Origin of the sequence: Pseudomonas gingeri, assembly GCF_013385635.1 — a bacterium.
GTDB lineage: Bacteria > Pseudomonadota > Gammaproteobacteria > Pseudomonadales > Pseudomonadaceae > Aquipseudomonas > Aquipseudomonas gingeri_A.
The window spans coordinates 518,577-541,009 of the sequence record NZ_JACAPR010000010.1 but is presented as its reverse complement, the minus strand read 5'-3'; the positions used below and the strand labels follow the sequence as shown (position 1 = coordinate 541,009).

23 protein-coding genes and 2 pseudogenes are annotated in these 22,433 nt (G+C 60.5%); 16 read left to right on the top strand and 9 right to left on the bottom strand.

The genetic code is table 11. From position 1 onward, the window contains the following. Positions 1-6 precede the first annotated feature (6 nt). The 3 genes and pseudogenes from HX851_RS12860 to HX851_RS12850 all read right to left on the bottom strand — a co-directional run. Positions 7-330: an AtuA-related protein gene (locus HX851_RS12860; RefSeq protein ID WP_177058901.1), complete on the bottom strand. Its 324-nt coding sequence runs from the start codon at positions 328-330 to the stop codon at positions 7-9. Next, entirely contained in the window at positions 327-1,679 is a 1,353-nt protein-coding gene (locus HX851_RS12855; protein ID WP_177065593.1) for an acyclic terpene utilization AtuA family protein, read from the bottom strand. Before HX851_RS12855 ends, HX851_RS12860 begins: the two co-directional genes overlap by 4 nt. A 16-nt stretch (positions 1,680-1,695) precedes the next feature. After that, positions 1,696-3,021 (bottom strand): annotated as a pseudogene (locus tag HX851_RS12850) (CitMHS family transporter); the annotation flags it as partial. A 94-nt stretch (positions 3,022-3,115) separates the two neighbouring features. On the opposite strand from HX851_RS12850, the gene HX851_RS12845 reads away from it, so the two are divergent. Continuing rightward, positions 3,116-4,012: a LysR family transcriptional regulator gene (locus HX851_RS12845; protein ID WP_177058907.1), complete on the top strand. Its 897-nt coding sequence runs from the start codon at positions 3,116-3,118 to the stop codon at positions 4,010-4,012. Here HX851_RS12845 and HX851_RS12840 read toward each other — a convergent pair whose 3' ends face one another. After that, entirely contained in the window at positions 4,013-4,927 is a 915-nt protein-coding gene (locus tag HX851_RS12840) for a LysR family transcriptional regulator (RefSeq protein WP_177058909.1), read from the bottom strand. It abuts the gene before it with no gap. Positions 4,928-5,036: 109 nt separating this feature from the next. Here HX851_RS12840 and HX851_RS12835 point away from each other — a divergent pair, with 109 nt between their 5' ends. The 6 genes from HX851_RS12835 (at position 5,037) to HX851_RS12810 (ending at position 10,835) form a co-directional block, all read left to right on the top strand. Then, positions 5,037-6,122 (top strand): TauD/TfdA family dioxygenase, encoded by a 1,086-nt coding sequence (locus HX851_RS12835; protein ID WP_177058911.1) that lies wholly within the window; start codon positions 5,037-5,039, stop codon positions 6,120-6,122. Positions 6,123-6,126: 4 nt separating this feature from the next. Then, entirely contained in the window at positions 6,127-6,891 is a 765-nt protein-coding gene (locus tag HX851_RS12830) for a sulfite exporter TauE/SafE family protein (protein ID WP_177058913.1), read from the top strand. A 10-nt stretch (positions 6,892-6,901) separates the two neighbouring features. Continuing rightward, positions 6,902-7,381, top strand: coding sequence for a YbaK/prolyl-tRNA synthetase associated domain-containing protein (locus HX851_RS12825; RefSeq protein WP_177058914.1), 480 nt, complete (start codon positions 6,902-6,904; stop codon positions 7,379-7,381). 124 nt (positions 7,382-7,505) lie between these two features. Further along, positions 7,506-9,170, top strand: a complete 1,665-nt coding sequence (locus tag HX851_RS12820; protein WP_177065591.1) for a DUF262 domain-containing protein — start codon at positions 7,506-7,508, stop codon at positions 9,168-9,170. A 148-nt stretch (positions 9,171-9,318) separates the two neighbouring features. Continuing rightward, a complete protein-coding gene (locus tag HX851_RS12815) occupies positions 9,319-9,912 on the top strand; it encodes a GNAT family N-acetyltransferase (RefSeq protein ID WP_256262453.1) in 594 nt (197 codons plus the stop codon). A gap of 587 nt (positions 9,913-10,499) precedes the next feature. Next, positions 10,500-10,835, top strand: coding sequence for a lysozyme inhibitor LprI family protein (locus HX851_RS12810; protein WP_177065589.1), 336 nt, complete (start codon positions 10,500-10,502; stop codon positions 10,833-10,835). Between the two features lie 213 nt (positions 10,836-11,048). Here the strand turns inward: HX851_RS12810 and uppP are convergent, their stop codons facing one another. Beyond that, a complete protein-coding gene (gene uppP, locus HX851_RS12805; protein WP_177063755.1) occupies positions 11,049-11,921 on the bottom strand; it encodes an undecaprenyl-diphosphatase UppP in 873 nt (290 codons plus the stop codon). Positions 11,922-12,447: 526 nt separating this feature from the next. Between uppP and HX851_RS12800 the strand changes: the two genes are divergently transcribed. Continuing rightward, the gene (locus HX851_RS12800) at positions 12,448-13,734 is read left to right on the top strand and encodes an OmpP1/FadL family transporter (RefSeq protein WP_177063756.1); all 1,287 of its coding nucleotides are present in this window, start codon (positions 12,448-12,450) and stop codon (positions 13,732-13,734) included. 131 nt (positions 13,735-13,865) lie between these two features. Here HX851_RS12800 and HX851_RS12795 read toward each other — a convergent pair whose 3' ends face one another. Next, on the bottom strand, positions 13,866-14,009 hold the full coding sequence (locus HX851_RS12795) for a hypothetical protein (protein ID WP_177063757.1): 144 nt from the start codon (positions 14,007-14,009) through the stop codon (positions 13,866-13,868). Between the two features lie 301 nt (positions 14,010-14,310). Here HX851_RS12795 and HX851_RS12790 point away from each other — a divergent pair, with 301 nt between their 5' ends. The 4 genes from HX851_RS12790 to HX851_RS12775 all read left to right on the top strand — a co-directional run bounded on the left by HX851_RS12790 (position 14,311) and on the right by HX851_RS12775 (position 16,202). Continuing rightward, positions 14,311-14,631 carry a YXWGXW repeat-containing protein gene (locus HX851_RS12790; protein WP_177063758.1) on the top strand — a complete coding sequence of 107 codons (321 nt, stop codon included), beginning with the start codon at positions 14,311-14,313 and terminating at the stop codon, positions 14,629-14,631. Positions 14,632-14,713: 82 nt separating this feature from the next. Next, a complete protein-coding gene (locus tag HX851_RS12785) occupies positions 14,714-15,295 on the top strand; it encodes an RNA polymerase sigma factor (protein ID WP_177063759.1) in 582 nt (193 codons plus the stop codon). Continuing rightward, the gene (locus HX851_RS12780; RefSeq protein WP_177063760.1) at positions 15,292-15,729 is read left to right on the top strand and encodes a hypothetical protein; all 438 of its coding nucleotides are present in this window, start codon (positions 15,292-15,294) and stop codon (positions 15,727-15,729) included. Before HX851_RS12785 ends, HX851_RS12780 begins: the two co-directional genes overlap by 4 nt. Beyond that, positions 15,726-16,202: a periplasmic heavy metal sensor gene (locus HX851_RS12775; protein ID WP_177063761.1), complete on the top strand. Its 477-nt coding sequence runs from the start codon at positions 15,726-15,728 to the stop codon at positions 16,200-16,202. Before HX851_RS12780 ends, HX851_RS12775 begins: the two co-directional genes overlap by 4 nt. Before the next feature lie 106 nt (positions 16,203-16,308). On the opposite strand, the pseudogene HX851_RS12770 reads toward HX851_RS12775, so the two are convergent. Together HX851_RS12770 and HX851_RS12765 are read right to left on the bottom strand one after the other, a co-directional pair. Then, positions 16,309-17,346 (bottom strand): annotated as a pseudogene (locus HX851_RS12770) (chitinase); the annotation flags it as partial. Positions 17,347-17,394: 48 nt separating this feature from the next. Further along, on the bottom strand, positions 17,395-18,030 hold the full coding sequence (locus HX851_RS12765) for a lytic polysaccharide monooxygenase auxiliary activity family 9 protein (RefSeq protein ID WP_177063762.1): 636 nt from the start codon (positions 18,028-18,030) through the stop codon (positions 17,395-17,397). Positions 18,031-18,688: 658 nt separating this feature from the next. Between HX851_RS12765 and HX851_RS12760 the strand changes: the two genes are divergently transcribed. Continuing rightward, positions 18,689-18,994, top strand: coding sequence for a DUF3077 domain-containing protein (locus HX851_RS12760; protein WP_256262769.1), 306 nt, complete (start codon positions 18,689-18,691; stop codon positions 18,992-18,994). Between the two features lie 45 nt (positions 18,995-19,039). Here HX851_RS12760 and HX851_RS12755 read toward each other — a convergent pair whose 3' ends face one another. Next, positions 19,040-19,297: a hypothetical protein gene (locus tag HX851_RS12755; RefSeq protein ID WP_017127943.1), complete on the bottom strand. Its 258-nt coding sequence runs from the start codon at positions 19,295-19,297 to the stop codon at positions 19,040-19,042. 122 nt (positions 19,298-19,419) lie between these two features. On the opposite strand from HX851_RS12755, the gene HX851_RS45435 reads away from it, so the two are divergent. The 3 genes from HX851_RS45435 (at position 19,420) to HX851_RS12735 (ending at position 22,241) form a co-directional block, all read left to right on the top strand. Continuing rightward, positions 19,420-19,512: a CopG family ribbon-helix-helix protein gene (locus tag HX851_RS45435; RefSeq protein WP_439899219.1), complete on the top strand. Its 93-nt coding sequence runs from the start codon at positions 19,420-19,422 to the stop codon at positions 19,510-19,512. Positions 19,513-19,847: 335 nt separating this feature from the next. Next, a complete protein-coding gene (locus tag HX851_RS12740; protein ID WP_177065585.1) occupies positions 19,848-21,224 on the top strand; it encodes an MFS transporter in 1,377 nt (458 codons plus the stop codon). Between the two features lie 267 nt (positions 21,225-21,491). Then, on the top strand, positions 21,492-22,241 hold the full coding sequence (locus tag HX851_RS12735) for an SDR family NAD(P)-dependent oxidoreductase (protein WP_177065583.1): 750 nt from the start codon (positions 21,492-21,494) through the stop codon (positions 22,239-22,241). Positions 22,242-22,433: the final 192 nt, after the last annotated feature.

Below are 22,433 nucleotides of genomic sequence, written 5' to 3'. Positions count from 1 at the left end.
GCAGGACTAGTCGCCCAGCGGCATATCGAGCAGCGCCGACCCCAGGCTCTTGCCGTGGGCATCCAGCGCCAGGGAGCGGGTCACGCCGCCACGGAGGATGCCCGGCAGGACAAAGTTCAACGCCTGCACGCCCGGCAGTTCATAACGTCGCACCGGCCCGGCGGCCGGGTCGCGCAATTCGGCGAACCAGACCGCGACCCGCTCCGCCGTCAACCATTGGCGCAAGCGCGGATAGTCTTCGGCGCGATAGGCGATCACCGAGATATTCGAGGTATCGCCTTTGTCGCCGGTCCGTGAATGGGCCAGGGCCCGCAGTGTCACCGTACTCATTGCAGATCCTCCAGATGAATCCGGGCGCCAAGGTTTTCCCGCGGCAACAGCAGCGATGCCACCGCCACCACCTGACGGACACTCTTGCTGGCACCGCCGCCGCCCGAGGGGCCGTTGGTGTAGAGGGTTTCCACCTCATTGCCGATACGCACGGCATCGGCCCGTCGGACGCAACGGGCAGCCACCCGCAGGCGAACCTCCCAGGGCTCGCTTTCGACCCGGCTGCCCAGGCGCTCGCCATGCAGCGAATCGACGCCCATTAATTCCGCCCGCACCTCATCCATCTCGACGCCGATGATCTGCAAGCGCTCCAGCACGATCTCCCGCGCCAAGCGCGCCCGAGCCAACGCCCCGGGACCGCCGTAGGACATCTGCCCTTCACCGATCCAGCCATCCAGATAACCGACCGAAACCTTCAGCGACCCCGGCCGCGGTTGCCCGGTTGCGCCCTGTACCGCGACCCGGTCCGGACCCAGGTCGAGAAAACTCACCTGCGAGAAATCCGCAGTGACATCCGGGGTCAGGTACGCCGCCGGATCATGCACTTCGTAAATCAGTTGCTCGGCGCACGTCGCCCGGTCCACCCGGCCACCGCTACCGTCGACCTTGGTGATCGTCGCCTGTCCCTGTTCATTGACCTCGGCCAGGGGAAAGCCCAGGCGTGCCAGGCCCGGCACATCCTTCACCCCCGGATCGGCAAAATAGCCGCCGGTGATCTGTCCGGCACATTCAAGCAAGTGACCGACCAGGGTGCCGCGCCCCAGGCGTTGCCAGTCATCCACCGCCCAGCCGAACTCGAACACCTGCGGGGCGAGAAACAGCGACGGGTCGGCGACCCGCCCGGTAATCACCACATCGGCATCCGCCGCCAGGGCCTCGACGATACCGTCGGCGCCCATATAGGCATTGGCGGAAATCAGCCGCTCGCCCAACTGCTCGACCCGCAGGCCGTTGTCCAGCAGCCGGTCAGGCTCGGCCTGCAAGGTCGCCAGCACATCGTCGCCGATGACGGCGGCCACCTTCAGCTTCGTCAGCCCCAGTTCAAGGGCAATCCGCCGCACCTCTCGCGCCGCCGCCAACGGATTGGCCGCGCCCATATTGGTGATGATCCGCAGCCGTCGCTCATTGCCGGCGACAAAGGGCAAGACCCGCTGCATGCGTTCGCGCAGCAGAGGATCGTAACCGGCCGCGGGATCGCTCAGCCGTGTCTGCTGTGCCAGGGCGATGGTGCGCTCGGCCAGGCATTCGAATACCAGGTAATCCAACTCGCCCTTGGCCGCCAGTTCCACGGCCGGTTCGATACGGTCGCCGGAGTAACCGGCGCCGGAACCGATACGCAAGGTTTTCATCACAAAGTCCTTCATGTCAGAAGACGCCCAGAAGCAACGCCGTCAGGGTCATCAGCACCGAGGCGGCGAACAGGAACGGAATGGTGAAACGCTGGTGATCGGCCAGTTCGATCTTGCACAGCCCCACCAGCAAGAAGGTCGCCGGGGTCAGCGGGCTGACCGGGAAGCCGGTGGTGTGCACCCCGAGCAGGGACGCCTGGGCCACCTGCAACGGCTCCACACCAAGGGCCTTACCGACTTCGGCGATCACCGGCATCACGCCGAAATAGAAGGAGTCCGGATCGAACAGCAGGCTGAGCGGCATCGACAGGAAACCCACCACCGTCGGAATCAGCTTGCCGTGCCCGGCGGGAATCTGCGCCACCGCCACTTCGGCCATGGCCTTGAGCATGCCGGTGCCCTGCATGATCCCGGTGAACACCCCGGCCGCCAGGAGAATGCTGGCCATGGTCAGCGCGGTCTTGGCATGGGCATCGATACGCGCGCGCTGGGCGTCGACATTGGGATAGTTGAGGCAGAGCGCGACCACCGTGCCGAGCATGAACATCACCACCGGATCGACCCAGCCGGCGATCATCACCACCATCACCAGTACCGTCAGCAGCAGGTTGGCCCAGAACAGCCGCGGCCGGCGCAGGCGCTCTTCCTCCACACCGATCACCCGGCTGGGCACGCTGTCCACCGCAGCGCCCGCGCCCAGTCCGAGACGACGCTCTTCACGACGCCCCAGCCACCAGGCACTGGCGAAGACAAACAGCAGGCCGACGATCTGCACCGGGATCAACGGCTGGAACAGGTCCGCCACCGGCACGTGCAGGGCCGCCGAAGAACGCAGCACCGGGCCGGTCCAGGGCAGGAAATTGACCCCGGCCGCCATTGCCGCGACACAGGCGAGAATCCGTCGATCGATACCCAGGCGCGTGTACAGCGGCAGCATCGCCGGCACCGTCACCAGGAAGGTCACCGCCCCCGAACCGTCGAGGTGCACCAGCAATGCCAGCAGCGCGGTGCCCATGACGATGCGGGTCGGCCGTGTGCCGACGGTACGCAGGATGCGGTCGATGATCGGGTCGAGCATGCCGGCGTCGGTCATCACCCCGAAGAACAGGATGGCAAAGACGAACATCCCGACCACCGGGGCGACGTTCTTGATACCGGTGACGATGAACGCACTGGTCTGCAGGCCGAAGCCGCCGAGCAGCGCGGCGATGATCGGCAGGGCGATCAGGGCAACCAGGGGCGAGAGGCGCTTGCTCATGACAGCCGCAAGCAGACAGAGAATAGTGATGACACCCAGCGTGGCAAGCATGGGAAGACTCCAGTGAGCCACCCCGCAGAAGACCGGGAGCGGACAGTTATTGTTTTCCCTGGAGTATTGGAACGCGGTTAAGCTTTGTAAATTGGAATGTTCACCGCCCTATGTTCGGAAAAACAGAATGAAGAACTCCATCCAGCATATCCGCGCCTTTCTCACCGTGGCCCGTACCGGCAGCTTCACCCGGGCGGCGGACGAGTTGCACCTGTCGCCCTCGGCACTGACCGTGCAGGTCCAGCAACTGGAAGACTGGCTCGGCGTCGCCCTGCTCGAGCGCAGCCCGCGCCAGGTCAGCCTGACCAGCGCCGGACAGCAGGCCCGCGGGCCGATGGAGAAGCTGCTGCTGGACCTGGACAATATCGTCAGCGGCTCCCGCGACCTCGCCAGCCTGCAACGCGGCGTGGTGACCATCGCCGCCTTGCCGTCGATCTGCTCCGGCGCCCTGCCGCCGGTACTGCGGGTGTTTCGCGAGGCCTTTCCCGGCGTCGAAGTGCGCTTGCGCGATGTGGTCGCCCAACGCATCGACGCGCTGGTGCGGGAGAACGAGGTGGATTTCGGCCTGGGCGTGCGAGCTCGACTCAATCATGGCCTGGATTTCGAAGTGGTGATGGTCGACCGGCTCTGCCTGTTTGTTCCGGAGCAACATCCGCTGGCGCGGAAAAAGCGTGTGCGCCTGTCGGACCTGAGCGGCCAGCCGATGATCCTCACCGGGCGCGACAGCAGCGTGCGCGAACGGGTCGAGCAACTGTTCGACGAACAAGGCCTGGCCCTGGTGCCGGGGCTGGAAGCCAACTACATGTCCACGGTACTGGCCCTGGTACGCCAGGGCCTGGGCATGACGCTGCTGCCGGAGTCGGCGGATGACGGGCTGCATGGCCTCAAGCGACTGCCGGTGGAACACCCCGGTGTCAGCCGCGAGATCGGCCTGATCACCCGTAGCGGCCAGAGCCTGGGGCCGGCGGCGGCACGCTTCGTCGAAATGGTGCGCAGCCGTTTCGGCGAAACACCACAGACCTGATCACAACCGGCCGACGTTATCACCGAAGGCGCGGATCAGGTCCAGCAGCATCTTCACCCGCAACGGCAGGTTGCCGGCGGGGTACACCGCGTGCATTTGCGGGTTCTCGCCATGGCTGGAGGTCAGCCGGTAGTCGGGGCAAACCCGCACCAGCCGCCCGAGTTCCACTTCGGGCTCCGCCAGCCAGTCCGCCAGTCGGGCGATCCCCACGCCCGCCAACGCTGCCTGAAACACCGCCGCGCCGGAACTGAAGCGAAACTTCGGATGCACCCTGAAGCTGATTGCCTGCTGCTCACTGCGAAAATTCCACTCTTTAAGAATCCTTGGGGCGGTGTGCAGGATCAGCGAATGGGTTTCCAATGCCTCTATCGAGTCTGGCGTCCCACGGCGCTCCAGATAGGCGGGACTGGCATAAAGATGGCGGGCATAGCTCCAGAGGGGAAAACCGATCAGGTCGCTGGATTGCGGAAAGGCACCGCGGATCGAGAAGTCCAGCTTGCTCTTGGCCGGGTCGATGGTTTCGTCGGTGAAGATCACGTCGATATTCACCTCGGGATAACGTTCGCAGTACTGCGCGATCAGCCTGGGCATTACCCCATGGCCAAGAAACTCGGGCGCTGAGAAACGCACCCAGCCGGTAGCCAGGCCACTGATGCCGGCCAGGTCTTCGTCGGCCTCACGTTGCAGATCCAGCATTTTGTGGGCATGGGGCAACAGGCGTTCGCCGGCCTCGGTCAGGCTCACCGCATTGGCCGAGCGATTGAACAGCTTGACCCCGGCGCTTTCCTCAAGGGCCTGAATGGCACGGGTCAGCGAGCTTGGCGAGCGCCCCAGGGTACGCGCCGCGGCAATAAAACTGCGTTTGCGCGCCACGGTCGCGAACGCTTCGAGCTCACCCAACATATCCAGCGCCATGCCCCACCCCGTTGCACTTTTCACAACGTGGCATTGCAACACAAAAACGCCCCTTCCGTTAGCCTGCGCGCTTAACCCACAGGGACGTAGGCATACAGGAGCATAGGACGTGTCAAAGCTGGATGAAACAGTCAGGAAATCAGCCTCGCGGATCAGTGAAGAAAACCCGCAATGGCTGGCCCCGAAACCGTCGGCACCGGCGTTGTCGGCCCTGCCCGAAATTCACATTTCGTTTGCCGAGCATCAGCAGTTGAATGACGCACTTACGCATTTCGCGATCACTGACAGTGCTTCGGGTATAGCACAGATGCCGGCCCTTGCCCGGCTGCTGGAGCGTGTGCTGGGGGCGGAAAAACGCCAGGTACTGCACGCGTTCCCGCAGTCCGCCGATGTAGCTCTGATTGTCCGTGGCCTGCCGGTCGATCCGGGATTGCCGGCCACGCCCTACGACGCCGAACCCGGTATCGAACAGGTGCCGGTGCTGGCCGGCGCGATCCTGTCGGTGCTGGCGACGCTGGAAACCCGCCCGGTGGGTTACGAGGGCGAAAGTGATACCACGGTCTTCCGGCATGTCTCGCCCAAGCAGGAACACGAAACCACCACCAGTTCCTTCGGCTCGCGCCTGGGCCTGGGCATGCATGTCGACAATCCGCACCTGCCGCTGACCTGCGAACCGGTCACCGGGCTGTCGGCCTGTCCCGAGTACCTGAGCCTGACCGGCCTGCGTTGCGAGCTGGATGTGCCCACGCGCATCGTCGCCATCCACGACGTACTGGACAGCCTGCCCGACTTTGTCGAGCAGGAACTGCGGCAACCGAACTTTGCCATTCGCCGGCCGGACTCGTTCGGCAAGCAGGGCAATGTGCTGGACAGCGTCCCGCTACTGTACAAAAGCGAATCCGGCGGCCTGCACTGCCGCTACAACAAAGCCAGCGTCACCGCTACCACCGCCAATGCGGATGTTGCCCTGCAACTGTTCGAGGCGGCCGCCAATCACCCCGATGTCACCCGCCACATCCTGCTCCAGCCCGGCGACATGCTGATCTTCAAGAATCAGCAGACCTTGCACGCCCGGGACGGTTTCGCCCCGCGCTATGACGGTCGCGACCGCTGGATGATCCGGGTGTTCGGGGTCGACGATCCGGCCCGCGTGGTGCCACTGGACCCGAGCCAACCCTTTATTGTCAGAGCCTGATTTCATGGTCGATATCGTCATTCTTTGCGTCTTCGCCTTCTGCGCCGGTCTTATCGATGCGGCGGTCGGCGGTGGCGGACTGATCCAGATCCCCGCGTTGTTCAACGTGCTGCCCACGGCCTCGCCGGCCGCGCTGCTGGGGACCAACAAGGTCGCCGCGGCTTGTGGCACGACCTTCGCGGCGCGCTCATTCGTACGCAAGGTGGTGATCGACTGGGGCCTGGTGGTTCCCGCGGCCTGCGCGGCCTTTGTCATGGCATTCTGCGGCGCGGCGACGGTCTCGGCGGTACCGCAGTCGGTGATCCGTCCGGCGGTGCTGGTGCTGATCGTCCTGATGGCGCTCTACACCTTCTGGAAAAAGGACTTCGGCGCACTGCACAAGCCGATGCGTATCGGCACCCGGGAGAAGCTGCTGGCGGTCCTGATCGGTGGCGCCATCGGCTTCTATGACGGTCTGTTCGGCCCCGGCACCGGCAGCTTCCTGATCTTCCTGTTCATCCGCTGTTTCGCCTTCGACTTCCTGCATGCCTCGGCCTCGGCGAAACTGGTGAACATCGCGACCAACATCGCCGCACTGGTGTTCTTCATCCCCACCGGCAACGTGCTGTACCTGGTGGCGATTCCCATGGCGCTGTTCAATATCCTCGGCGCCCTGACCGGCACCTGGCTGGCGGTGCACAAGGGCGTGCCCTTTGTCCGCGCGCTGTTCCTGGTGCTGCTGGTCATCCTGATCAGCAAACTCTCCTACGACCTGATCACGCCAATCTGAGGAATACCCCATGCACCCGGTCTTCGATCAACTGGTCAGCCTGCTGGACGCCCATGCCGCCACCTACCGCGTGCTGATGCACGATGCCGAAGGCCAGTCGGCGCGGGTTGCGGAGATCCGCGGCACCGAACCGGGCCAGGGCGCCAAGGCCATGCTCTGCACCCTCAAGGGCCAGGCCGGACCTTATGCCCTGGCCATCCTGCCGGGTGACCAGAAGCTCGACATGAAAAAGCTCGGTGCCGCCCTCGGTGGGAAAAAGGCCGAACTGGTCAAGGCCGAAACCGCCATGGAACTCACCGGTTGCCGGATCGGGGCGATTGCGCCGTTCGTCTTCGATGAGCGGATCCAACTGATCGTCGACCCGGCCCTGACCCGCCGTTATGACGAAATCGCCTTCAATGCCGGTCGCCTGGACGCCTCCATGGTCCTCGCCACCCGCGACTACCTGGCGATTGCCAAGCCGCAATTGCTGGATATCAGCCAGGCCTGACCCATTGTGAGCAAGAGGGCCACACACCACCTGTTATCGAGGTGGAGGCCGAATATCGGCAGTGGTAAAGTGCCAGGCCCAAATAATGGCCTTTCGACATCTCCTCGAACACAGGGAAGTATAAATGCAACTGAATCCCATGCACCTTAAGGTCTCGGCACTACTCGACAGCCGCATTTTTAGAATTCCTGAATATCAACGAGCCTATTCATGGACCAAAAAACAACGAGCCGACCTGTTTCACGATATCAAGGAAGCATTTCAGTCCCAACGCGAGCACTTCATGGCGACCGTAGTGGCACTGGCGCGGGAAACCCGTACCATTGGAACGGATGAGTTCCGCGACGTCGAACTTGTAGATGGTCAACAACGCATTACAACCATAATAATTCTGCTAAAAGCGATAGAAAAGAACCTCAAGGTCGACAGCAAAATTGACTCGAAAGCAAAGCGCGAAATAAACGAGCTTTTGATAAAGTCGGATGAACACTCACTTGTTCTTTTGCAGACCAACCATGACAGCAGCAATATATTCTCGAACTACATCAGAACGGGAGAAACAGATCGAAAAAACTCAAAAACCATATTTGACAACAATCTGATATCTGCAGCCGACGAGTGCGAGAGTTTTGTTAAATCCTGGGAAAGCAAGCATGGCCTGCCCGACCTCATCAGCACATTAAAAAACAAGCTCTCCCTCATTTATCATGAAATTGCAGATGAAGCGACGGTCTATCGAGTTTTTGAAGTTCTCAACAGCAGAGGACTTGATGTAAAATGGATCGACAAGCTGAAAAGCCAATTAATGGCGTTGATTTTTGAACATGTTGAAGACGGAACAAGAAAAGATGCCGCACATGAGATGCAGGTAAAGTGGCAAACCATTTACCGCGTACTCGGCCAAGGTGCAAATTTGGGCGATGAGGCACTCAGGTTCGCCGGTACACTTCTCATGGACATACAACCCAATCGAATCGTCAGTGAAGAAGATGCAACGAACCAATTGACCCAAGCGGCCGGTACGGACCTGAAGAACATAATGGCCGTTGGTAAGCATTTGGAGAATGTGGTTCAAGCTGTCCAGCACCTCCATCAGAACGTAAGAATAAAGGCGGTAACTCGAATCTCCCACGCTCGATTTGTTGCAGTCTCCATCATTCTGAGAGCATTTGACAAAAAGACTACACAACTGCTTCTCAATAGCTGGGAAAAATCGACATTCCGGATTTTTGAGCTTGGCGGCGCAGACACTCGCCACAAGGTCGGAGAATATGTACGCCTAGGCTACGACATTATCAACGAAAAGCTCTCAGCTGAAGATATCAATCATAACTTGCAATATCTATCCTCAGATTACAGCATCAAAAGTGCGTTGAAAAATTTCGACCACACAAACTGCTATAACGGTTGGACCGAGCAGCTAAGGTATGTACTCTTCCGCTACGACGAGCATCTATCCAAGGAAGCGGGCGAACGACTCAATACAGGGCAGTGGAACAAAATCTGGACACAAGACCCTTCAAACTCTATCGAACATATATTACCTCAAAGCAGTGGATCATCTCATACCCACCATCTGGGCAACCTCTGCATGCTTCCTCCAAACGTTAACTCCTCCTTGAAGGACATTCCCCCTCAGGAAAAAGCAGCGACCTATTTGAGTTGCGGCCTGAAGGGCACTGCACTGGTCGGCTCACAATTGACCAACCAGCCAAAGTGGGACAAAAAAGCTATCGAAAAAAGGAGCAAGGAAATTCTCGCCTTTATCCAGCAAGAATGGGGCGACTGACCTGGCTCACCCCACTTCGACATCGCATTCGTTTAGCACGCAGGTGCCGCCGACATTGGCACCTGCATTTTCAACACAAGTGGTCCTTGCCAAGCCGCGCCACGCTCACTGTAATACGAGGGAGAACCGCCCCCCGCGAGCCCACGCCTTGAAAAATCTCCTGCTTACCCGCGCCCTCGAAGGGCAGCGCCTGCTGCTGCGCCCGCTCCAGTTCGATGATGCCGATGCCCTGGTCCGGGCCGCCCAGGACGGCGAGCTGTGGAATTTACCCTTCACCGTGGTGCCTTCGCACGCCACCGTCGAACAGTACATCCGCGCCGCCCTCAACGGCCGCGAAGCCGGCACGGTGATGCCGTTTGTCATCGTGCTCAAGGCCTCTGGCGACGTCATCGGCTCGACCCGTTTCTGGAAGATCGATCGCACCTATCGCAAGCTGGAAATCGGCAGCACCTGGATCTCGGCCGGCTGGCAGAAAAGCTTCGTCAATACCGAAACCAAGTACCTGATGCTGCGCCATGCCTTCGAGGACCTGGAGTGCGTGCGCGTACAGTTCACCACCGATGAGATCAACGCCCGTTCACGGGCGGCGATCCTGCGCCTGGGCGCCAGGCAGGAAGGGATTGTGCGCAACGAACGGATCATGCCCGACGGACGCAAACGCAACTCGGTACGCTTCAGTATCATCGACGATGAATGGCCTGAGGTGCGCCAGCACCTGCAAGCACGACTACTGCGCAACTGAAACCGCCCTGGCTGATCGTTCCCACGCTCTGCGTGGGAATGCCTCTATGGACGCTCCGCGTCCGCTTCTGTGACGCAGAGCGTCACCGGCTGCATTCCCACGCTGGAACGTGGGAACGATCATGAACGCAAAATATGTGACTGACGCAGCACCGTGGGAGCCGGCTTGCCGGCGATGAGGGCAGTGAATCTTGCATCGATCTTGCGGACGCTATCGCCGGCAAGCCGGCTCCCACAGGTATCTGATCGTTCCCACGCTCCGCGTGGCAACGCCGCTAGGGACGCTCCGCGTCCGCTTCTGTGACGCAGAGCATCACCGGCTGCATTCCCACGCTGGAGCGTGGGAACGATCATGAACGCAAAATATGTGACTGACGCAGCACCGTGGGAGCCGGCTTGCCGGCGATGAGGGCAGTGAATCTTGCATCGATCTTGCGGACGCTATCGCCGGCAAGCCGGCTCCCACAGGTATCTGATCGTTCCCACGCTCCGCGTGGGAACGATCATCAACAGAGAGCGGCGGTAAAACCAATTGCGCCCAGGCCGGTCTGACTGGAATCAAGGCAAAACCGAGCGCTGAAGACGAGCATGAAAAAATCTTTATGGGTACTGGCTGCGCTGCCCCTGTTCCTGGGCACCGCCCAGGCCGCCAGCTTCGATTGCGGCAAGGCCAAGCAACCCGCGGAAATGGCCATTTGCACCGACCGCCAACTGAACGACCTCGACGTCGAAATGGCCACCACCTACCGCTTGCTGCGCGGCCTGTTCGCCATGGGAAACCGGGGTACCATGCAGGATGAGCAGGTTGCCTGGCTCAAGGATCGCAACGCCTGCGGCAGCGACAACGACTGCCTCACGCGTGAATACGAGAAGCGCCTGATGCAGTTGAAAGCGCGTTACGAGCGCATTGAAAAACCGCTCTGAGCCCTTGTGAGACGTGGCTTTCAGGCCCGCTCAGATAAAACTTCTTTCACTGTGCCAAGGCAGCCGGCTGTTTATATTTGTTCCTGCTCCTTTGGTGAACCTCCCATTTAAGCCCGCCCGCATGCGGGCTTTTTTTTGCCCGCAAAACAGGTCGTGCAAAACGGGAAGCACGTGCCGAAGCGCGATCCGAAAGTGGCGTCCTCAACACTGGGATCAGGACAGGAAACCGGTATGCACCGAGACGAGCAGGAAGATCCCCAGGATGGCGCGGTAGGCCACGAACGGCCAGGTCGAGAAACGTTCGAGGAAACGCATCAGACCCCAGATCGCCGCGAAGGCCGAGACGCTAGCCACTACCAGGCCGAACAGCAGATGAGTCCAGGCGTCCACCGGGATTTGCGCGTGGTGCAACACCCATAGCTCCTTCAATCCTGCCAGGGCAATCGCCGGCAGGCCGAGCAGGAACGAGAAACGCGCCGCCTCTTCACGCTTGAAGTTGAGGAACAGGGCCGCGGTCAGGGTCGAGCCGGAACGCGACACCCCCGGAATCAATGCGCCGATCTGGGCAATGCCGACAATCAGGGCGTCACGCAGACGCATCTGGCCAACCACCCGCTGATGCCGACAACTGAACTCCGACACCGCCATCAATACCGCCATCACCAGGCAGGAAATGCCGATCACCGACAGGCCGCGCAAGGGTGAGTCGCAGGCATTGAGCGTCGACGACAAAGCCAGTCCGGCAATCCCGATGGGAATGGTCGCGAGGATGATCGCCACGGCCAGCTTGAACCACTGGCTATCAAAGTCGCGCTGACGTATCGCACCGATACTGCCACCGACCACGTCCCGGACATCACGCCAGAAATAACTGACCACGGCCGCCAGGGCCGCCAGTTGCATGGCCGCGGAAAACGCCGAGCCCGGATCCTGCCAACCGAGCACGGCCGGCACGATACGCATATGGGCGGTGGAGGAAATCGGCAGCAATTCGGTGATGCCTTGAATGACACCCAGAATGCCGATTTGTAAATAATTCAGAGAAGCGAAGCCAATATCGAGGCCGCTGGAGCAGACGTTAGACAAGATGAGTTCCTGAAAAAAGGCGAGTGGTTCACGGTCTTCGCACAGACGCGCAGCGGTCCCCTGGAGCGTAGACAGCGCGGCGAATGATGGGCCTGTTTTTTACGAATTTCCAGTTAAAACAAACTCGAAAATGCAAGCTGTAAACTGATTCCATTTGTGACAACACCTCTCGACAGCTGACCCTCCAAGACACTGGAAAGGCTCTAGTCCGAGTTTCTCACCCCACCACCAACGATCATCCCGCAGACTCTTTTGACCCTGAACATCATGATGCCCGGATCGGTATCGACACGACCTTGCCGACACGTTCCCGAGCCCAACCCGCAGCGTTGGGAAAAAGGCGGATCATGGGTCGATACAGAACCCATGGGTCTGTTTTGGACGCCACTGGACAACTTCGTCAAACCCCGGAAAAAACGGTAAAATTGTCGGACAAAATCCGCGATAAAGATGAAATTAGTTTCATAATCATGTGAAAATTTTGTTGCTAGCTTGCGCCCCGGTGATCAAAACCGGAGTTCTAATAATGAAAAAAATACTGCTCAAGACCACGCTCAGCCTTGCTGTAACCCTTGCCTCCACCCAGCTTTTTGCGGGTGGTTTCGCCCTCGACGAAGAAAGCGTCAGCGCCATGGGCACCGGTGATGCCGGACGATCCTCCTCCGCCGACGACGCCAGCACCGTCTATGGCAACCCTGCCGGCATGTCGCGACTCAAGCGCAACGAAGTCAGCCTCGGCGTCACCTACATCGACGCCAAGAGTGATATCAAGAACGCCAGTTCCACGTCCCTTGGCGCCGATAACCCAGGCACCAACAAAGGCGACATGGTCCCGGGCATTGCCATCCCCATGGGCTATCTGGTCACACCCATCGACGAACATTGGGCCTTCGGCCTGGGCATCTACGCCCCGTTCGGCCTGGTGACCGACTATGAACACAGTTTCCAGGGCAACGGTTTCGGCAACAAGAGCAAGGTCCAGGTCGTCACGATCCAGCCGACCGTCAGCTATGCCTTCAACGATGTGGTGTCGGTGGGTTTCGGCCCGACCTTCAACAAGATCAGCGGCGAGCTGGACTCCAGCGTCCCGGCGTTCGGGCTCGGCACCCAGAACGTGAAGATCAAGGGTGACGACACCGCCACCGGCTTCAACGCCGGTATCCTGGTGCAACCCCTCGACAGCACCCGCGTGGGCCTGACCTATCACTCCCAGGTGGTCTACCACCTCAGCGGCAAGACCAGCTCGTCAGGCGCGCTTTCCGATCTGTTCGGTGAGGGCACGCAGCGTTATGACGCCAAGCTGGACGTGACCACGCCTTCGTCGGTGGATTTCTCCGTCACCCACAAGCTCACCGACGACTGGACGCTCTACGTCGGCAGCACCTGGACCCGCTGGAGCCAGTTGAAGAAGATCACCGTCAACAACAGCGGTGTGACGGACACTGTCGGTCAGCTCGCCGGCCTGGACTCGATTACCGAAGAGCAGCACTGGCATGACACCTGGTCCCACGCCATCGGTGCGTCCTATCAGTTGAACAAGCAGTGGGTGTTGCGCACCGGCTTCACGATCGACCAGACGCCGACCAATAACACCGATCGTTCGGTGCGTATTCCCACGGGCGACCGCACGATATTCAGCCTGGGCGCAGGCTGGAGTCCTACGGATGACCTGACCTTCGACGTGGCGTATTCCTACCTCAAGGAAGAACCGATCAAGGTGCATGACATCCAGCCCACGTTGGGCCTGACCTACGACGCCAAGTACGAGAACAGCGCCAGCGGTTTTGGTGGTTCGGTGACGTACAAGTTCTGACGCGAGCCGTAACCGGCCTGACCCGATTGGCCTGAAAAAACCCGCATCAATGATGCGGGTTTTTTATTGTCGGTCGGCAGTCCTGCTCCCGTCATATCCCGCCAAACACGGGAAGGGGCCGGGATCGCCAATCAGGAAACCGCTACCCCCGTCGAGGTGGAGACAGCCCCGTAGTAGCGCCAGCAGCAATGATCCCGGTGCCCCGGCAGGATCACACAGCCGCTGAGGCTCAGGAGCAGGACGGCGGCAGCAAGCAACGAGAGACGACGAGACATGGTGATTTTCCTCAATGATTCAGTAGATGGGGGGCGTTGCGGTGGCTATGACCGGTAACTGACAGGGCCTGGGTGCCTGTCGATTACCGACTGTTACCGGTTGAACGTCACCACCCGCCGGAATCCGTCGCTACCTTTCAATAATTTCATGAACGCCCCGCCAACCCTGGGCAATACTTCCCCCGAACAACGCCGCAAACCATTCGCGAAAAAAACTGCTTTTCCCGCGACGGATTTCCGGACGTCCCGCGTTCAACCCATCAGCAGCGTTCACTTTCGTCCGCCGCATGAAGGAGTTGTCATGAGACCTGCACGACCTCTGGCCAAATTACGCTACGCCCTGCTTATCCCGCTGGCATTCACAGCCCTGACCAGCACGCCGACCTTTGCCCAGACCGAAGTCATCATCCGCGAAGCCCCACCACCCGTGCGCGTCGAAGCCATTCCCGTCGAACGCCCCGGTTATGCCTGGGACCGCGGGCACTGGCGCTGGGAAGGTCGTGGTTACGTCTGGGAACCGGGTCACTGGCAGCCGGTGATGCGCAATGCACGCTGGGAACCGGGTCACTGGGAAGCCCACGGGCCACGCTGGTTCTGGGTCGAAGGCCACTGGATTCGCTAAGTACACGGCCCCAGGCGGCACGGCTCGCTGCCTGGAGGTCCGCTCAACCTGATACTCAGCCACCGGACCGGGATTTGCCATATTGAAAGAAACTGATCCGGACGTTGAGTTGCTGGCCCGCATCGGCAACAACGAACCGGCGGCCGTCAACGAGATGGTGTCGCGCAAGCTGCCCCGTCTGCTGGCGCTCGCCGGTCGGATCCTCGGTGATGCCGACGAGGCCAAGGATGTCGCGCAGGAAAGTTTCCTGCGTATCTGGAGACAAGCGGCGAACTGGCGCAGCGGCGAGGCACGTTTCGACACCTGGCTGCACCGGGTCGCCCTCAACCTCTGTCATGATCGCCTGCGCCGGCGCAAGGAGCGCCCGCTGGCCGATGACGAGGAAATGATCGAGGTGGTCGACAGCACGCCGTCGCCCGATGAACAACTGGAAGCGACCGCCCGCAGCGAACAGATGGCAGCGGCGTTGGCGACGTTGCCCGATCGGCAGCGCGAGGCCATCGTGCTGCAGTATTACCAGGAGCTGTCGAACATCGAAGCCGCGGCGCTGATGAATATCAGCGTCGAGGCACTGGAGAGCCTGCTGTCGCGGGCCAGGCGCAACCTGCGCAGCTACCTTGCCGAGACATCCGGCGAAGCCAGCCTAGGGAGGGAAAAACGATGACGCCCGAACGATTTGGTCAATTGGCCGAGGCCTATGGCGCCGACCTGCGACGCTGGCCGGCCAGCGAACAGGCCGGCGCCCAGGCACTGCTCGATCGCGGCGACAGCGCCGCCCTCGATGCGGTGCAACAGGCCCGCTGGCTCGACGGCCTGCTCGACAGCCATCAACTGGCGGCAGCGGAGCCGGCGCTGATCCGCCAGATCCGCTTGTCCGCCAATCCCGCGCGACCGCCATCGTTCTGGAGCCGCTATGCCGGCTGGCTCTCCCCCGCGGGTTTTGTCGGGGTGGGTGTGGCCGGTGTCGCGGCCGGCATCCTGGTGGCGTCCCTGAGCCTGCCGCTGCCGATGCTGTCAGCCGAAGTACTGCCCAGCGTCTTCGATCATGGCGATGCCGATGTCGTCTTTACCGTCAATGCCGAGGAAAACGAGCAATGACCCCGCCGCCCAAGTACCTGAAACCGCTTCTGGTTGTGTCGTTGCTGTTCAATGTGTTCCTGATCGGTGGTGTCGGGGGCGGCCTGTACCACTGGCTGGTCAACGCCAAGCCCGCCGAGACCGTGGTGAACCCCCATGGCTTGCGCCAGGCGATGCTGCAACTGCCCGAGGCACGCCGCAAACAGTTGCACCAGTTGCTCCGACGCAACCAGGCGGACAGCCAGCCGCTGATCATCGCCGGGCGTGAAGCACGCATGGATGTAGTCAAGCAACTGGAGGCACCGACGCTGGATCGCAGCGCGCTGATGGCCGACCTGGGCCGGGCCCGGGAGGCGGACGATGCCTTGAGGATACTGGTGGACAACACAGTGGCCGACTTCGCCGGCACCCTGCCCCTGGATGAACGCCAGAAACTGGGGAAATCGTTGTACCCGCGCGGACAGGCCAAGGCCAAGATTGCAAGGAAGGACTGAAGCGGGCCGTTGGCGATATTGATCCCCCCGACAAGCGCCGGGCACGGCGCCGACCAGCAAGACAAAACCCGGCGAAAATGCCGGGTTTTGTCTTGCTGGCGTCTCACGCCTGGCGCTTGTCCGCCGTCGTCGCTCGTGCGCCGTGGATCAGTGGTGCATAACGATTACGGAACTCCCAGTTGTAAGGCACCTGACTCTTGCTCAGGCCCTGGTCCCAGTTGATCGACCAGGTCATCAGCCCCTTGATCGAATGCCCTGCCGCATCAAGTCGCTTGAAGGCATTGCTCACCGCCGTCGGGTCGATCACATAGCCCGTCGCCGCCGCATCGACGTTGGCCGGCAGGCCGATGACGAACTTGTCCGCGGCGATCCGGGTGAAACCGCGAGTCCCCGTCACCAGGCTGTCGGTCAGGTAGTAGAGGAAGTCCTCCTTCATCGCGTCGTTGTTCTGCGCGATCCAGGCGCCCTGCCCGCCATTGGCTTCAGGCACCCAGACGCCGTCGCCGCCCTGGTTGTAGTACTGCGGCGCGATAAAGTCGTAATAGCCTTCGAGGGCCTTGATGTAGTCGACGTACTTGCCGTTGCTGCTCAGATAGGGAAACTCCGGCGCCATGCTGATGATGAAATGCTTGCCCTCGCCCTTGTAGTGATCCTTGACCAGCTTCAGGGCAGCGGGCAGCACGACCTTGTTGTCGGCGTAGTCGATGGCGCTCTGTTCCAGGTCGATATCCAACCCGTCGAAACCATAGGTCTCCACCAGGCGGATGATTTCATTGGCCAGCGGCTGCTCGCTGCCCTTGCGCAACTCGATATGCGCATCGGCGCCGCCGAGGGAAATCAGCACCGCCCGGCCCTGGCTGTTCAGCACACCGACCTGGCGGCGAAACTCCTCGTCGGAGAAATTGTAGGGCTTGAAGGTCGGGATGCCGTTGCCCTTCATGAAGGCCACGGCCACGACGTTGTATTCCTTGGGGATATCCACCAGGGGAATATTGGCGAACTTGCCGCCCTGATAGCCATCGCCTGGGCCCGCGGCCCAGTTGTGCCAGAAACCCATGAGGATTTTCTTGCCATCCAGGCTCGGCATCAGCGATGCCGAATCATTGGCCTGGGATTTTTGCAGTGAAAAATTGATAGTGGTCACATTCTGATCCTTCAGAAATTGCACAGGGTTGTCCGCCGGTTCACGGCGTTATTTGAAGTCCACATCGAAAGCCTGGTAGAAGGCATTGCCGGTATTGGCGACGATCCACAGCAGGACGATGACGTGATGGCCTTTCTTGCCGGAGGGCAGCTTCACCGAATGATCGACCCGGGCCTTGAGCTCGTCGGTATGCTGGTAGTACGGCACCTGCGGGTAGAAGTCCTCGAAGAACGGCTTGGCCTCCAGCTGCGCACGACTGATGCGCTGCTTCGGGTCCCAGCCATCCCTGGTGATCAACCAGCGATAGCCACGGGTGACATGGGGCGCGGTGTATTCCCATTTCACCTGGAAGACCTGGCCCGGATCGACATTCAGCAGCGGCCAGGTGAAGGGGCGATTGAGCTTCTGGCTCATCTCTTCGTTGGTGAAGTTGAGGCAATCGCGGTCATCGGTCTTGCCACCGCTGAGGATATGGCCGTCAGCCGGGGGCACGACGCTGGGATCATCCGTCTCGAAGGGCGCGGGGAAAGGCCCGGCGGTCAGCGCCGGAAAGTTCTTGCCGCCTTCCATTTCATTGACCTGCCAGTTGCCGAGCAGACCGACTTCGACGGCGACCGAACCGCGACTGGCGGGGGAAATGACACGACCGTGCCGGAGCACTGGATTGGGTAAAGGCTTGTTCATTTTCTCACTCCATTGATTGAACAGACTCCCTCATGGGGAGCGCTGTCAACCTAACGCAGATGTGAGCTTTGTTCATGGGCGGTGAAACAGGGACTTTCCGGATCGGGTTCATATTTCATTGAGTAATCTTGAGTTTTCCACAGCCAGTTATCCGATACTCCTACGCACCATGTAGGCAATGGACTACGCACAAAGATTACAAAGCAGATAAATACGCAGGACATCATTTAAAACAGAAAAAGTTCATTTCAACTTTGTAAATTTTTATTTTCAGACGCCGAAGATCCCGAACGCGTCGGGTCGCTCACACTCGGCACAACGAGTAGGAGATAGCCCACTCGAAACGTCGATAAGGCCTACGGTTTTGCAGGATTCGCAGCCTTGCCGCAGCCTGTCTATCCCGATAGTTTTTCAGGGTCGCCGCCAAATCGGCGACCGGTTTTGACAGACCGAAATGAACCACTGCGCATAAGCGCCCAAACTCCATTTGCTGGCGTTTTTTTTACGCCTGTGATTACGTGTTGCGGCGGCTGTGCGCAGGGCATCTTCGGATGCGCCGGTTTCTTTGGTTCCCGGTCTGTCAACCTGCGTACAGCTGCCACCCAAACTTGTTTGACAGCAGGAGGTGGCGGTCCAACGAACCATTGGAGTTGCCCCCATGAACATGCACAAGAAAATTGTTCCTGATCCACCCTGCACTTCGCCTGCACTCATTATTGAAAAGTCCGAAGTACTTCTCTCTCAGAAAAAGTCGCTCTTCTCCGTACGCGAAGACATCAATCTCCAGGACGCACTGACCAGCGTTTCACAACTTCTGAAAACGGCCGAATACGTTGCCGACGACATCAGCACAGGCGCCAATGGCATCGCCAGCGATCAGATCTGGACCGTGACGCACTCGGTGGAAATGGCCAGGGCGATGGTGGATGCCCTGCTGGAACGACCCCGGCGGCTGACGATTTAAGACCCATCGCCGGAATCAACAGGCCACGCCCCCGTGGCCTGCCTCCTAGAGGCTACCGTCGACAAAACGCCCCCGCACGGCCACCTCATCCTCCGCCCGCTCCATCTCGCTGCGCACCACATTGCACAGATCCTCGCAGCAGCGGTAATACGCCCGCTCGGCGATCCTGACCGCCCTGAACCCCTCCTCCAGCGCCTCCTTCGGCGTCTTGCTCAAGGACGCCACCGTCAGCCGCCAGGCCGCGCGAGCGCTGTCCCGGGCCGCCAGGTAGGGCTTCAAGAGATCCGAGTCAATCATCGTCATGAGGGGCTCCTGTCGGGCTTTGCAAATGTTGGTCTGTCTGAAAGTAATGTAGTGCGGATCGGGGGTGATTGCCTCGCAAAGATTCAGGTCGAAATCGAGGTCATGATGAGCTGAAAAGACATGTGCAGCATCTGGCCGATGCTCGCCACCGCACTTCGCACTGGATCATGCGTGAGGCTATCGCACAGTACGTTGAGCGCGAAGAGAAACGTTAAGCGTTCCGACAGGAGACGCTGCAAGTGTTGATTGATTTTGGAGACAGCGGCTATGTAGCGCGCTATCGAATTGATCTCGATACCGTCACGGTCCTGACTGTTCGACACCAGAAAGAAGCGGGGTCTGCATGATCCGGCGGTAACCCCTACCCGCCCTGGCGGCCTGGATAGAGATCGGCACCACGCCCCCCTCCCAAGTCTTTCAAGCGCAATCCATTCGACTTTCAACTGCATGAAATCAGTTTTATGCGTTGGCATTCTAGATACCAAGCATCGACTATCGTACTAACGAAGTCCGACCGGACTCCCCCCGCCAAGATTGAGGAGTTTGCTGCATGAGTGTGCCTTGCCAAAGCGTCGTGGTCCCCACGAGCCGCGCCCCCACTGCCCTGGTGCTCTTGGCGGTGGCACTGGGTTTTGTCATGGCGATGCTCGATGTGACCGTGGTGAACGTGGCGCTCTCGGATCTGCAACGGGAATTCGACGTGACCCTGTCATCGCTGGTGTGGGTCATCGACGCCTACACCCTGATGTTCGCCTCGTTCCTGTTGCTCGGCGGAGCCCTGGCGAATGTGCTGGGGGCCAAGCGCGCCTATATGCTCGGTCTCGCCTGGTTCATCCTGGCGTCCTTGCTATGTGGCCTGGCAACCTCGGCACCGATGCTGATCGGCGCCCGTTTCCTGCAGGGCATCGGCGCCGCGCTGTTCATGCCCAGTTCCCTGAGCCTGCTGACCGAGGCCTTTCCCGACCGCAACACACGCATACGCATGGTCGGCATCTGGGGCGCCATCGTCGGGGCCGCCGCCGGCTCCGGCCCCTTTATCGGCGGATTGCTGGTCAATGACCTGGGCTGGAGAAGCATCTTCTACCTCAACCTGCCGATCGGCCTGCTGGGTATCCTGCTGACGCTGTGGGCGATACATCCTTCCCCACGCAGACCCATCGTCTTCAACCTTCCCACGCACCTGCTGATCATGCTGACCCTGGCCGGGCTCAGCTTCGTCCTGATCGAAGGACCGTCGCTGGGCTGGACAGCCCCGGCCAACCAGATCGCCATGGCCATAGCGGCCTTCGGCGCGCTCGCGGTGATCGTGCGGGAAAAGCGCTCGGCCTCGCCGGTGATCCCCGCGCCGCTGCGCCACAACTCCAATTTCTGGGCCCTCAACGGCCTGGGCTTTCTGATCAACTTCGCCCTGTTTGGCGAGATCTTCCTGGTCGCCCTGCTGCTCCAACAGTTTCACCACACCACGGCGCTGCAGACCGGTGCCTGGATGCTGCCGGTGATGGCCACGGTGCCGATCAGCAACTATGCGTCCGGCCGCTTCGCCCAGCGCTTCGGCGAACGCAGGGTGATGCTCACCGGGCTGAGCATTGCCGTACTTGGCAGCCTTGTCACCGCCTGCGTGGGCGGCGGCGTGGCCTACCTCTGGATCGTGCCGGCCATTGCCTTGTGCAATGCCGGCATGGGACTGGCGCTGCCCGCAGCTATCAGCAGCGTCATGCATGTGGCCGGCGCCACCTACTCCAACGTCGCGGCCGCCTCGCTCAATGCCAACCGCCAGATCGGTGCACTCGCAGGCGTAGCGGTGATGGGGATTGTGCTGCACGCAATCAGCGACTGGGCGCTGTCGGTGAGGATTGCCTTTGCGATCAATGCGCTGGTTCTGCTGGTTGGGGCGTGGCTGGTGAAAGGGTTGAGGTCGCAGGGTTAGGTTTAACTATTGCTACCCCGGTACGAGCCTCCCTGGGGCTGGATACGGGCGAACGGATTGAACTGGTGCGGGTGCTTCAATCCTGCGACCAATCCGGTGTCGCGACTCACAAAAAGTACCCTGTCACCTCATTCAACTCAGGCATAGGTGTTATTCACACAACCGGCGTTCTCGGTATTTACCTCGAAGGAGAAACTGATGCCCACCACGAGGCTGGCGACTCAACGCAGCGCCAGTCGTGTTCGCATCCTCCCGAGAGTAATAGACATGAGCAGATTACAAGGCAAGATCGCAGTCATCACCGGCGGCAGCAGCGGCATTGGCCTGGCCACCGCGCAGCGATTCGTGAGCGAAGGTGCTTACGTGTTCATCACTGGCCGACGCCAGGCAGAACTGGACAAGGCCGTCGCGCTTATCGGCCGGAATGTCACCGCCGTTCAGGGTGACGTCTCCAACCAGCAAGACCTGGACCGGCTTTACGCAGTCGTACAGCGCGAGAAAGGCAGCATCGACGTGCTCTTCGCCAACTCGGGCATCGTCGACAACAAGTCCATCGACGAGATCAGCGCCGAGCACTATGACAAGACCTTCGACATCAACGTCAAGGGCCTGTTGTTCAGCGTACAGAAAGCCCTGCCGCTGATGCGCAACGGCGGCTCGATCATCCTGACCGCCTCTATCGCGTCGACCAAAGGCATTCCCGGCTACAGCACCTACAGCGCCACCAAGGCGGCCATCCGCTCGTTCTCCCGGACCTGGACCCTCGAACTCAAGGATCGCGGTATCCGCGTCAACACCCTCAGCCCCGGCCCGGTCGATACCCCGATCATGGACAGCCAGGCGACGACGAAAGAGGAAGTCGATCAAGTGAAGGCCTCATTTGCCCAAGCGGTGCCATTGGGCCGCCTGGGCCGCCCGGATGAAATTGCCTCGGCGGCGTTGTTCCTTGCGTCCGATGAAAGCAGTTTTGTTGCGGGTATCGATCTTTGCGTGGATGGGGGTATGGCTCAGGTGTAGGTCAGCGGTTTCAGTTGGTGTGATCTTTCCCGCCCCTTCGGCCTAAGCCAGGGGGCACATCTTTCATCAGCCTGATCAGTGACTTCTTACAGCCCGCCAATGAGTGAGCAGGATTTGATCCTGGCTCTCAACGGCGGAGTCCAACGTGATCTCAACCTGCATTGACGCAGCTCGATGCACTTGAGGTGCCAG

What these genes read in the sequence shown, in the direction of transcription:
- HX851_RS12860 (WP_177058901.1), bottom strand. Translation starts at nt 330, where the DNA reads ATGAGTACGGTGACACTGCGGGCCCTGGCCCATTCACGGACCGGCGAC.
- HX851_RS12855 (WP_177065593.1), bottom strand. Translation starts at nt 1,679, where the DNA reads ATGAAAACCTTGCGTATCGGTTCCGGCGCCGGTTACTCCGGCGACCGT.
- HX851_RS12845 (WP_177058907.1), top strand. Translation starts at nt 3,116, where the DNA reads ATGAAGAACTCCATCCAGCATATCCGCGCCTTTCTCACCGTGGCCCGT.
- HX851_RS12840 (WP_177058909.1), bottom strand. Translation starts at nt 4,927, where the DNA reads ATGGCGCTGGATATGTTGGGTGAGCTCGAAGCGTTCGCGACCGTGGCG.
- HX851_RS12830 (WP_177058913.1), top strand. Translation starts at nt 6,127, where the DNA reads ATGGTCGATATCGTCATTCTTTGCGTCTTCGCCTTCTGCGCCGGTCTT.
- HX851_RS12825 (WP_177058914.1), top strand. Translation starts at nt 6,902, where the DNA reads ATGCACCCGGTCTTCGATCAACTGGTCAGCCTGCTGGACGCCCATGCC.
- HX851_RS12820 (WP_177065591.1), top strand. Translation starts at nt 7,506, where the DNA reads ATGCAACTGAATCCCATGCACCTTAAGGTCTCGGCACTACTCGACAGC.
- HX851_RS12810 (WP_177065589.1), top strand. Translation starts at nt 10,500, where the DNA reads ATGAAAAAATCTTTATGGGTACTGGCTGCGCTGCCCCTGTTCCTGGGC.
- HX851_RS12800 (WP_177063756.1), top strand. Translation starts at nt 12,448, where the DNA reads ATGAAAAAAATACTGCTCAAGACCACGCTCAGCCTTGCTGTAACCCTT.
- HX851_RS12795 (WP_177063757.1), bottom strand. Translation starts at nt 14,009, where the DNA reads ATGTCTCGTCGTCTCTCGTTGCTTGCTGCCGCCGTCCTGCTCCTGAGC.
- HX851_RS12790 (WP_177063758.1), top strand. Translation starts at nt 14,311, where the DNA reads ATGAGACCTGCACGACCTCTGGCCAAATTACGCTACGCCCTGCTTATC.
- HX851_RS12780 (WP_177063760.1), top strand. Translation starts at nt 15,292, where the DNA reads ATGACGCCCGAACGATTTGGTCAATTGGCCGAGGCCTATGGCGCCGAC.
- HX851_RS12775 (WP_177063761.1), top strand. Translation starts at nt 15,726, where the DNA reads ATGACCCCGCCGCCCAAGTACCTGAAACCGCTTCTGGTTGTGTCGTTG.
- HX851_RS12765 (WP_177063762.1), bottom strand. Translation starts at nt 18,030, where the DNA reads ATGAACAAGCCTTTACCCAATCCAGTGCTCCGGCACGGTCGTGTCATT.
- HX851_RS12760 (WP_256262769.1), top strand. Translation starts at nt 18,689, where the DNA reads ATGAACATGCACAAGAAAATTGTTCCTGATCCACCCTGCACTTCGCCT.
- HX851_RS12755 (WP_017127943.1), bottom strand. Translation starts at nt 19,297, where the DNA reads ATGACGATGATTGACTCGGATCTCTTGAAGCCCTACCTGGCGGCCCGG.
- HX851_RS12740 (WP_177065585.1), top strand. Translation starts at nt 19,848, where the DNA reads ATGAGTGTGCCTTGCCAAAGCGTCGTGGTCCCCACGAGCCGCGCCCCC.
- HX851_RS12735 (WP_177065583.1), top strand. Translation starts at nt 21,492, where the DNA reads ATGAGCAGATTACAAGGCAAGATCGCAGTCATCACCGGCGGCAGCAGC.